Below are 6,848 nucleotides of genomic sequence, written 5' to 3' on the forward strand. Positions count from 1 at the left end.
CCGTCGTGGGCGGGGCCAGCCGATGGCGGTTCGAATCCAGCGTGAAGTGGGTCGGCGCCCCCACCAGCGCCCTGAAAGTCCCCCCTCACACCGCGTGGAGCGCCTTCAGGTATCCCGCCATGGCGAGGTCCGACTCGCAGATGTGCTGGTCCAGCCCGATCCCGATCCGCGAGAGCGCCTCCAGATCCGGGGACTGGCCCTTGGCCTGCCGGTACTGGAGGTCACGCACCAGGTGCACCAGCTCCTGGTGCTGGTTCGCGTGGGCGACGCGCCCGGGGAATCCGGCCTCCCGCATGAGGGTCTCTTCTGTCTGGCAGTGCTTGATGAGGTGCCGGGCCAGGAAGGCCAGCTCCTCCTCCAGCTTCGCCTTGGGCGCGCCCGCCTCGACGGCTCCGGCCAGGTGGGCCAGGGCCTCGAGGAGGTCCCGGTGCTGGCGGTCGAGGGGCTCCAGCCCGGTCTCGAGCTGCCGGCGCCAGCCCGCGGGGGGCCTGGCGCTGCGAGGGGCATGGGCGGGGTTCACATTCAAAGAATACCAGAGCATCGGAAAGCCGCGCCCAGCCTGCGGATCCGCCGCCGATTGACGGGGCGGATTGGCAAGGTACGCCGCGGCCGGAGTTGGATAAAATCACCGACCATGCCCTCGCCCACCCCCGGCTTCCGCCTGGATCCCGACACGGCCCGCTTCCTCATGAGCGGGGTGTCCATCAATGCGGGCGCGGGCGGCGCGGACGGAACCCCCAGCCTGTGCCGGGCTTTCGGATGCCGGGTGGATCCCGGCGGCGGGCAGGTGGCCGTGTTCTTCTCCTCCCGCCAGGCGGCGGACCTCCTCCGGGACGTGGCCCACAGCCGGGCCCTGGCCGTGGTCTTCAGCGAGCCCCCCACCCACCGGACCGTCCAGGTCAAGGGCCGGGACGCCCGGGTGGTGCCCCTCGCGGAGGGGGACCTGGCCCGCGTCCGGGCCTACCGGGATGCCTTCGCGCAGTGCCTGGCCTTCCTGGGCTTCACGGAGACCATGGTGCGGACCCTGCTCGACTGCCCGGACGCGGATCTCGTGGCCCTGGCCTTCACCCCCACCGCCGCCTTCAACGGGACGCCGGGCGCCCAGGCCGGCGCCCCCCTGTCGCCGATGGTGGCTCCGCCCCCGGGGGCCCCATGATCCCCACCCGCGCCCTGCGCGACTGCCTAGACGGGGTCATCCCGGGCGTGGTCTCCACCTGCGCCCCGGACGGCACGCCCAACGTGGCCTACATGTCCCAGGGCCAGTACCTGGACGATCAGCACCTGGCCCTCTCGTACCAGTTCTTCAACCGTACCCGCCAGAACCTGCTGGCCAATCCCCGGGTCACCCTCGGCCTCATCCACCCCCAGACGGCCCAGCAGTACCGGGTCCACCTGGTCTACGAGCGCACGGAGACCAGCGGGCCCGTCTTCGAATCCATGAAGGCCAAGCTGGCGGGCATCGCCTCCCACACGGGCATGAGCGGCGTCTTCCGCCTGCTGGGCTCGGACATCTACCGCATCGAGCGGTCCGAGGTGGTGCCGGGAAGCACGCTGCCCGCGCAGCCCCCCGCCGTGGATCCGCTCCTGGCCCTGCGGACCTGCATGGCGCGCCTGCCCCAGAGCCCCGATGCCGAGTCCCTCCTGGACGCGCTGCTGGACGGCCTGCAGGCCCACTTCCGCATCGAGCACGCCCTGGTGATGATGCTGGATCCCGGCCGGGACCGGCTCTACACCGTGGCCAGCCGCGGCTACCCGGCCTCGGGCGTGGGTTCGGAGCTCCGCCTGGGCGACGGCGTCATCGGCGTGGCGGCCCGGGAGCGGAACCCCATCCGCATTTCGCACATGACCTCCGAGTACGCCTACGGCCTCGCCCAGCGCGAGGGGGCCGAGCGGCGGGGGCTCGGGGACCTCCTGGAGACGGAGATCCCCTTCCCGGGCCTGGCCGCGCCGGGCAGCCAGCTGGCGGTGCCCATCCCCGGCGCCCGGGAACCCATCGGCGTGCTCTTCGCAGAGAGCCCCACGGAGATGCGCTTCACCCACGCGGACGAGGACGCCCTGGTGGCCCTGGCCACCCAGGTGGGCGGCCTCTTCCGCCTCTTCCTGGCGGAGCTGGAGCTGGGGGAGGAGAGCCAACCCGCCGGGGGCCGCGAGCCGCGGCCGGACGGGGTTCCCCTGCGGGTGCGGCACTACGCCGCCAACGACAGCGTCTTCCTGGGGGACGACTACCTCATCAAGGGCGTGGCCGGGAACATCCTCTGGACCCTGCTCCAGGACCATCAGACCCTGGGCCGCACCCAGTTCAGCAACCGGGAGCTGCGCGCCGACCCCCGGGTGCGCCTGCCGGACCAGAGCGACAACCTGGAGGCCCGCCTCGTCCTCCTCCACCGCCGGCTGGCGGAGCGGCGGGCCTGCGTGCAGCTCGAGAAGACGGGCCGCGGCCGCTTCCGGCTGCTGGTCACCCGGCCCCTGGAACTGGAGGACATGGACTCCGGGGCCTGAGGGACATGCTCTTTCTTAAAACATCCTTAAAGGCTTGCTAATTCTTTCTTAAGGATGGAAAAAACCTATAAACCGATCATTGGCGGTGTCATATATCCCTCATCGGGTTTCGAATCCCGACTTTCCTGATGAGGCCACCATGACCCTGAACCGCCCCCTTCCCCTGGCCGTCCTCGGCCTCGTCCTCGGCGCCTGCGCCCTGCAGGCCGCCCCTCCGGCCCGGCAGAAGCAGATCCAGCACGGGGGCTACCTGGTCACCATCGCGGGCTGCCACGACTGCCACACGCCCCTGAAGATGAGCCCCAAGGGGCCCGAGCCGGACATGACCCGCATGCTCTCCGGCCACCCCGAGGGCCTGAAGATGCCGCCGGCGCCGAAGCTGGCCGAAGGCCCCTGGGGCTGGGCCGGCTCCCTGACCATGACCGCCTTCACGGGTCCCTGGGGCGTGAGCTACTCCGCCAATCTGACGCCGGACAAGGAGACGGGTCTGGGCGCCTGGACCGAGGCCCAGTTCCTCCAGATGGTGCGCAGCGGCCGCCACCTGGGCCAGGGCCGCGCCATCCTGCCCCCCATGCCCATCCAGAACCTCCAGAAAGCCACCGAGGCGGACCTGAAGGCCATCTTCGCCTACCTGCAGTCCATCCCCGCCATCCGCAACAAGGTGCCGGCCCCCCTCGAGCCCGCCCCGACGCCCATCCCCATGCACTGATCCGGAACCCGCCATGCGCGCCCTCCTCCTCCCGGCCCTCCTGGTCCTCGGCGCCACGCCGGGGACCGCGAAGGCCCCCGCCCCGCCCCGCCTGCTCTCCCAGACCGGCCTCTACGCGGCCCCCGGGGTGGTGGCGGCCCGGAACCTGGCCTACGCGCCCCAGTACCCGCTGTGGACCGACGGCGCCGCCAAGGCCCGCTGGATCCACCTGCCCGCCGCCATCGACGGCCGCGACGAGGCGGGCTGGGTGTTCCCCGTGGGCACCAAGGCCTGGAAGGAGTTCGCCTTCGGAGGCCGGAAGGTGGAGACGCGCCTGCTCTGGAAGACGGGACCGGCCACCTGGGTCTTCGCCACCTACGCCTGGAACGAGGCCCAGACCGAGGCCGTCCTCGTGCCCGAGGGAGGCCAGCCCGACGCCGCCGAGGTGGCGCCGGGCCTGCGCCACACCATCCCCTCGCGCTCCGACTGCCGCGACTGCCACGGCCGGGAGAAGGTGGAGGTTCTGGGCTTCACGGCCCTCCAGCTCTCGCCGGATCGCGATGCCGGAGCCCTCCACGCCGAGCCCCTCCGGCCCGGCATGGTCACCCTGAAGGAGCTGGCGGCCCGGGGCCTCCTCCGCGGCGCCCGGCCGGACCTCGCCTCCCGTCCGCCCCGCATCGAGGCCCCGCCGGCGGCCCGCACGGCCCTGGGCTACCTGATGTCCAACTGTGCCACCTGCCACCGGGGGGACCGGCCCATCCCGGGCCTGGACCTGGACCTGCGCCCGGCCCATGCCCTCCGCACGGCCCTGGGACCCGGGAGCTTCCCCGTGCCCGGCCAGCCGGAGAGCCGTCTCCTCAGCCCCGGCCACCCGGAGCGCAGCGCCCTCCTCCACCGCATGGCCTCCCGCGGGGCCATCGCCCAGATGCCGCCCCTGGGTTCCGTGCGCGTGGACCAGGCTGCCGTCGAACACATCCGCCGCTGGATCGCCGGCATGGCCCCCCTGCCGTCGCACTGAACCTCTCCTTCCCGAACGTCCTTCCCGTCTCCCCTCTGCTTCCCGTCTCCCCTCTGGAGGTCCGCCTTGCGTCTGTCCGCCGACACCCCATCCACCCCGCCGCCCGCGCCCACCCGCCTGGACCTGCTCTCGGCCATGCTGAAGATCCGGGCCTACGAAGAGCAGATCGTGGCCTTCCATGCCGCGGGCCCCTTCCCCAATGTCTGCACCTCCGTGGGCCAGGAGGCCGCCGCCGTGGGCGTGGTCTCGGCCCTGCGGGCCGAGGACCAGATCCTCACCAACCACCGCAGCGCCGGCCACCTGCTGGCCCGGGGCGCCGACCCCGGCCGCATGCTGGCCGAGGTCATGGGGCGCAGCACGGGTTACTGCCAGGGCCGCAGCGGCACCCTGCACATCTCGGTCAAAGAGCTGGGCGTGGTGCTCACCTCCACCATCGTGGGCGGCGAGCTCTCCCTGGCGCCGGGCGTGGCGCTCTCCCGGGCCATGCTGGGCGGCGAGGGCATCGTGGTCTGCTTCTTCGGCGACGGCGCCGCCTGCGAGGGCATCTTCCACGAGTCCCTGAACCTGGCCTCCGTCTGGAACCTGCCCGTGCTCTACGTCTGCGAGAACAACCAGTGGCAGGCCTTCGTGCACCGCACGGAGACCATGAAAGGCGACTTCGTGGCTCCCTGGGCCGCGCCCTACGGCATCGAGAGCCTCACGGTGGACGGGAACGACGTGGAGGCCGTGCGCAAGGCCGCGCTCCAGGCCGCCGCCCAGGTGCGCGAGACCCGCCGCCCCTTCCTGCTGGAGGCCTGGACCTACCGCCAGCGCGGCCACATGGAGCCCCACGACCAGTCCTACGTGGACCCCGCCGAGCTCGAGGCCTGGCTGGCCAAGGACCCCATCGCCCGCCTGGAGGCCCGCCTCCTGGCCGATGGCGAGCTGACCACGGCCAGCCTTGAGGCCCTCCATGCCCAGGCCCGCCACGCCATCGACGCGGCCGCCGAGTTCGCCACCTCCTCCCCCTATCCCGACCTCTCCGACCTCGCCGCCGGCGTCTACGCCTGAGGAGCCCGTCCATGACCCAGATGACCTTCCACGACGCCGTCGAAGCCGCCCTCCACGAGGAGATGGCCCGCGATCCCCGCGTGCTGATGTTCGGCGAGGGCACCGCCACCAAGCGCAAGGGCCTGCTCAAGGCCTTCGGGCCGGCCCGCGTGCGCAACACGCCCCTGGCCGAGGGCATCATCACCGGCACAGCCGCCGGAGCGGCGGCCACGGGCCTGCGCCCGGTGGTGGACCTGACCTTCGCTCCCTTCCTCTGCTTCGCCATGGACGAGCTGGTGAACAGCGCGGGCAAGCTGCGCTACATGTCCGGCGGGCAGTTCTCGTTTCCCATGGTGGCGCTCGCCATGACCGGCGGGGGCTGGAGCGTGGGCGCCCAGCACAACCACAACCTGGAGGCCTGGTTCGTCCACGCCCCGGGCCTCAAGGTGGTGATGCCGTCCACGCCCGCGGACGCCAAGGGCCTCATGAAGGCCGCCATCCGCGACGAGAACCCCGTCCTCTTCTTCATGGACATCGGCCTGCTCTTCACGCCCGGCGACGTGCCCGGGGAGGAGGCCGGAGACGAGACCATGGTCCCCCTGGGCCAGGCGGCCATCTGCCGCGAGGGCACGGACGTCACGCTCATCTCCTACGCCAAGACCGTCCACGCCTGCCTGGCCGCCGCCGAGACCCTGGCGGGGCAGGGCGTCTCCGCCGAGGTGGTGGACCTGCGCACCCTGAAGCCCCTCGACGAGGCCACCATCCTGGCCTCCGTGCGCCGGACCGGCCGCGCCGTCATCGTCCACGAGGCCAGTCGCCTCTGCGGTGTGGGCGCCGAGATCGCCGCTCTGATCTCCGAGCAGGCCTTCGAGTCTCTCAAGGCCCCCCTCGTCCGCCTCACGGGCCCCGATGCGCCCGTCTCCGCCAGCTACCCCCTGGAGCAGGCCTTCGCCCCCCAGGCGGACGCCATCGCCGAGGCCGCCCGGCAGCTCGCGGCGCGGAACCTGGAGGCGGCGCCGATCTGGTGAGGGAGATCCGACCTCGGGACCTCCGGTGCTCCGGCGCCGGAGGTCACTGGGCCCGGCTCAGTGCTCCGCCGGTTCCGGATGCAGGATGGGACCCACCGACAGGAGGATCCGCTGGAGCCGGTTGCCCATGCCCAGGAGCTCGCCGCGGTAATCGCGCGTCTCGTTGGTCCTGGGGTTGTAGTGGGCAAGAAGGCGGCCGAATCCGTCGCGCGCCTCGACGACCTGATCGCTGCGGCGGGTGAGCAGCCTCGGCCGCGAAAAGCTCCGCGTCCTGCCCTCCCCTTGCTTGGATCCGGCCTGGGGTCCCTCGACGAGCTTCATGTCCGGCCTCGAGCGGTTGGATTCGTGGATGCGGCGCCCTGGTAGATGACCATTGGGCCCATTATCGAACCAGCTCGATGCAGGTCTTGTGTTAAGTGTTGTTAAGTTTGCGGTCGGCGGGGGGGATTCGGTCGGGGCCACTGGGGCCGTGCGCAAGCCCGAATCACGCCGACGGCACCGACGGTCTGATCGACTCGCACGGGAGGATTCGAACTGCGTCTGGCTTCGCCAGCCGCCGGTCTTTCTCCGGCCCCCCACATAGGCG

Annotated in this window: 8 protein-coding genes; 6 read left to right on the forward strand and 2 right to left on the reverse strand. The window is 71.8% G+C overall.

Annotated features, from left to right (window positions below):
- Positions 1-85: 85 nt before the first annotated feature.
- Positions 86-541 carry a bacteriohemerythrin gene (locus G398_RS0114955; RefSeq protein ID WP_026854192.1) on the reverse strand — a complete coding sequence of 152 codons (456 nt, stop codon included), beginning with the start codon at positions 539-541 and terminating at the stop codon, positions 86-88.
- Positions 542-634: 93 nt separating this feature from the next.
- On the opposite strand from G398_RS0114955, the gene G398_RS20930 reads away from it, so the two are divergent.
- The 6 genes from G398_RS20930 (at position 635) to G398_RS0114985 (ending at position 6,262) form a co-directional block, all read left to right on the forward strand.
- Positions 635-1,156, forward strand: coding sequence for a hypothetical protein (locus G398_RS20930; RefSeq protein ID WP_052572086.1), 522 nt, complete (start codon positions 635-637; stop codon positions 1,154-1,156).
- On the forward strand, positions 1,153-2,499 hold the full coding sequence (locus G398_RS0114965; RefSeq protein WP_026854193.1) for a GAF domain-containing protein: 1,347 nt from the start codon (positions 1,153-1,155) through the stop codon (positions 2,497-2,499). Before G398_RS20930 ends, G398_RS0114965 begins: the two co-directional genes overlap by 4 nt.
- Before the next feature lie 139 nt (positions 2,500-2,638).
- The gene (locus G398_RS0114970; protein WP_026854194.1) at positions 2,639-3,208 is read left to right on the forward strand and encodes a hypothetical protein; all 570 of its coding nucleotides are present in this window, start codon (positions 2,639-2,641) and stop codon (positions 3,206-3,208) included.
- Positions 3,209-3,221: 13 nt separating this feature from the next.
- Positions 3,222-4,205, forward strand: a complete 984-nt coding sequence (locus G398_RS22080) for a hypothetical protein (RefSeq protein ID WP_052572087.1) — start codon at positions 3,222-3,224, stop codon at positions 4,203-4,205.
- Positions 4,206-4,271: 66 nt separating this feature from the next.
- On the forward strand, positions 4,272-5,255 hold the full coding sequence (locus G398_RS0114980; RefSeq protein ID WP_211229104.1) for a thiamine pyrophosphate-dependent dehydrogenase E1 component subunit alpha: 984 nt from the start codon (positions 4,272-4,274) through the stop codon (positions 5,253-5,255).
- An 11-nt stretch (positions 5,256-5,266) separates the two neighbouring features.
- On the forward strand, positions 5,267-6,262 hold the full coding sequence (locus G398_RS0114985; protein WP_026854196.1) for an alpha-ketoacid dehydrogenase subunit beta: 996 nt from the start codon (positions 5,267-5,269) through the stop codon (positions 6,260-6,262).
- Positions 6,263-6,319: 57 nt separating this feature from the next.
- Here G398_RS0114985 and G398_RS0114990 read toward each other — a convergent pair whose 3' ends face one another.
- Positions 6,320-6,583, reverse strand: coding sequence for a hypothetical protein (locus tag G398_RS0114990; RefSeq protein WP_026854197.1), 264 nt, complete (start codon positions 6,581-6,583; stop codon positions 6,320-6,322).
- Between the last annotated feature and the right edge of the window lie 265 nt (positions 6,584-6,848).

It is taken from the genome of Geothrix fermentans DSM 14018, assembly GCF_000428885.1.
Lineage (GTDB): Bacteria > Acidobacteriota > Holophagae > Holophagales > Holophagaceae > Geothrix > Geothrix fermentans.

Bases quoted from the DNA above. Each gene is read 5' to 3' on its own strand.
- G398_RS0114955 (WP_026854192.1), bottom strand. From the start codon at position 541: ATGCTCTGGTATTCTTTGAATGTGAACCCCGCCCATGCCCCTCGCAGC.
- G398_RS20930 (WP_052572086.1), top strand. From the start codon at position 635: ATGCCCTCGCCCACCCCCGGCTTCCGCCTGGATCCCGACACGGCCCGC.
- G398_RS0114965 (WP_026854193.1), top strand. From the start codon at position 1,153: ATGATCCCCACCCGCGCCCTGCGCGACTGCCTAGACGGGGTCATCCCG.
- G398_RS0114970 (WP_026854194.1), top strand. From the start codon at position 2,639: ATGACCCTGAACCGCCCCCTTCCCCTGGCCGTCCTCGGCCTCGTCCTC.
- G398_RS22080 (WP_052572087.1), top strand. From the start codon at position 3,222: ATGCGCGCCCTCCTCCTCCCGGCCCTCCTGGTCCTCGGCGCCACGCCG.
- G398_RS0114985 (WP_026854196.1), top strand. From the start codon at position 5,267: ATGACCCAGATGACCTTCCACGACGCCGTCGAAGCCGCCCTCCACGAG.
- G398_RS0114990 (WP_026854197.1), bottom strand. From the start codon at position 6,583: ATGAAGCTCGTCGAGGGACCCCAGGCCGGATCCAAGCAAGGGGAGGGC.